This window comes from Micromonospora sp. NPDC050695, assembly GCF_040654415.1.
GTDB lineage: Bacteria > Actinomycetota > Actinomycetes > Mycobacteriales > Micromonosporaceae > Micromonospora.
In genome coordinates, this window is sequence record NZ_JBFAHZ010000103.1 from 2,707 (window position 1) to 5,588 (window position 2,882).

At 56.7% G+C, this 2,882-nt stretch carries 2 rRNA genes (1 of these 2 running past the window's edge); both read left to right on the forward strand.

Annotated elements, in window-relative coordinates:
- Positions 1-2,678 (forward strand): 23S ribosomal RNA (locus tag AB0H52_RS31300); it begins 529 nt to the left of the window's first position.
- A gap of 83 nt (positions 2,679-2,761) precedes the next feature.
- Positions 2,762-2,878 (forward strand): 5S ribosomal RNA (rrf, locus tag AB0H52_RS31305).
- The last annotated feature ends 4 nt before the right edge of the window (positions 2,879-2,882 follow it).

Genomic DNA, 2,882 nt, shown 5'->3' on the forward strand with positions numbered 1-2,882 from the left:
GTTTGCTGACCTTCTGTGGGTGTTCCCGAGTAGCGGCGGACCCCTGAAATCTGCCGTGAATCTGCCAGGACCACCTGGTAAGCCTAAATACTTCCTGGTGACCGATAGCGGACGAGTACCGTGAGGGAATGGTGAAAAGTACCCCGGGAGGGGAGTGAAATAGTACCTGAAACCGTTCGCCTACAATCCGTCGGAGCCTTGCGGGGTGACGGCGTGCCTTTTGAAGAATGAGCCTGCGAGTTAGTGGCATGTGGCGAGGTTAACCCGTGTGGGGGAGCCGTAGCGAAAGCGAGTCTGAATAGGGCGATTCAGTCGCGTGTCCTAGACCCGAAGCGGAGTGATCTAGCCATGGGCAGGCTGAAGCGCGGGTAAGACCGCGTGGAGGGCCGAACCCACCAACGTTGAAAAGTTGGGGGATGACCTGTGGTTAGGGGTGAAAGGCCAATCAAACTCCGTGATAGCTGGTTCTCCCCGAAATGCATTTAGGTGCAGCGTCGCGTGTTTCTTGCCGGAGGTAGAGCACTGGATGGTCTAGGGGGCCCACAAGCTTACCGAAATCAGCCAAACTCCGAATGCCGGTAAGTGAGAGCGCGGCAGTGAGACTGCGGGGGATAAGCTTCGTAGTCGAGAGGGAAACAGCCCAGATCACCAGCTAAGGCCCCTAAGCGTGTGCTAAGTGGAAAAGGATGTGGGGTCGCATAGACAACCAGGAGGTTGGCTTAGAAGCAGCCACCCTTTAAAGAGTGCGTAATAGCTCACTGGTCAAGTGGTTCCGCGCCGACAATGTAGCGGGGCTCAAGCACACCGCCGAAGCTGTGGCATTCACATTTTAACCTCGCTTGGACGTGATTCCTTGTGCAGGTGTGTGGATGGGTAGGGGAGCGTCGTGCCGCGAGTGAAGCAGCGGGGTGACCCAGTTGTGGACGCGGCACGAGTGAGAATGCAGGCATGAGTAGCGAAAGAAGGGTGAGAAACCCTTCCGCCGGATGACCAAGGGTTCCAGGGCCAGGCTAATCCGCCCTGGGTGAGTCGGGACCTAAGGCGAGGCCGAGAGGCGTAGTCGATGGACAACGGGTTGATATTCCCGTACCCGCGAAAGAGCGTCCCTGATGAACCTCGTTGTGCTAACCACCCGAACTGGCTGATGTCTTCGGACGGATGTTGGGGAGCGTGGGAACCTGATGGGTAGTAGTCAAGCGATGGGGTGACGCAGGAAGGTAGCTGAGCCCGGCCGGTGGTTGTGCCGGGGTAAGCGTGTAGGCCGTGTTGTAGGCAAATCCGCAACACATGAGGCTGAGACGTGATGCCGAGCCGATTCAGGTGAAGTCAGTGATCCTATGCTGCCGAGAAAAGCCTCTAGCGAGTTCTTAGCGGCCCGTACCCCAAACCGACACAGGTGGTCAGGTAGAGAATACCGAGGCGATCGGGCGAACTGTGGTTAAGGAACTCGGCAAATTGCCCCCGTAACTTAGGGAGAAGGGGGGCCGGAGACGTGAAGCCCCGCGCGGGTGGAGCGTTGTATGGCCGCAGAGAGCAGGGGGAAGCGACTGTTTACTAAAAACACAGGTCCATGCGAAGAAGTAATTCGATGTATATGGACTGACGCCTGCCCGGTGCTGGAACGTTAAGGGGACCTGTTAGCTCTTCGGGGCGAAGCGGAGAACTTAAGCGCCAGTAAACGGCGGTGGTAACTATAACCATCCTAAGGTAGCGAAATTCCTTGTCGGGTAAGTTCCGACCTGCACGAATGGCGTAACGACTTCCCCACTGTCTCAACCACAGGCCCGGCGAAATTGCAGTACGAGTAAAGATGCTCGTTACGCGCGGCAGGACGGAAAGACCCCGGGACCTTTACTATAGCTTGACATTGGTACTCGAATTAGCTTGTGTAGGATAGGTGGGAGCCGGTGAAACCTATACGCCAGTATGGGTGGAGGCAATCTTGAAATACCACTCTGGTTGATTTGGGTATCTAACTTCGGACCGTTATCCGGTTCAGGGACAGTGTCTGGTGGGTAGTTTAACTGGGGCGGTTGCCTCCTAAAAGGTAACGGAGGCGCCCAAAGGTTCCCTCAGCCTGGTTGGCAATCAGGTGTTGAGTGCAAGTACACAAGGGAGCTTGACTGTGAGACTGACAGGTCGAGCAGGGACGAAAGTCGGGACTAGTGATCCGGCACTTGCGAGTGGAAGCGGTGTCGCTCAACGGATAAAAGGTACCCCGGGGATAACAGGCTGATCTTCCCCAAGAGTCCATATCGACGGGATGGTTTGGCACCTCGATGTCGGCTCGTCGCATCCTGGGGCTGTAGCAGGTCCCAAGGGTTGGGCTGTTCGCCCATTAAAGCGGTACGCGAGCTGGGTTTAGAACGTCGTGAGACAGTTCGGTCCCTATCCGCCGTGCGCGTAGGATACTTGAGAAGGGCTGTCCCTAGTACGAGAGGACCGGGACGGACGAACCTCTGGTGTGCCAGTTGTCCCGCCAGGGGCACGGCTGGTTAGCTACGTTCGGAAGGGATAACCGCTGAAAGCATCTAAGCGGGAAGCCTGCTTCAAGATGAGGTATCCCACCCACTTTGTGGGGTAAGGCCCCCAGCTAGACGACTGGGTTGATAGGCCGGAAATGTAAGCCCGGTAACGGGTTCAGTTGACCGGTACTAATAGGCCGAGGACTTGACTACTAAGCTGCTACGCGTCCACTGTGCAACTCTCGATAAACGAACAACAGACCACAGTGTGGTGTTGTTTGACATGTCGATAGAGTTACGGCGGTCATGGCGGAGGGGAAACGCCCGGTAACATTCCGAACCCGGAAGCTAAGCCCTCCAGCGCCGATGGTACTGCACTCGTGAGGGTGTGGGAGAGTAGGACGCCGCCGGACAATC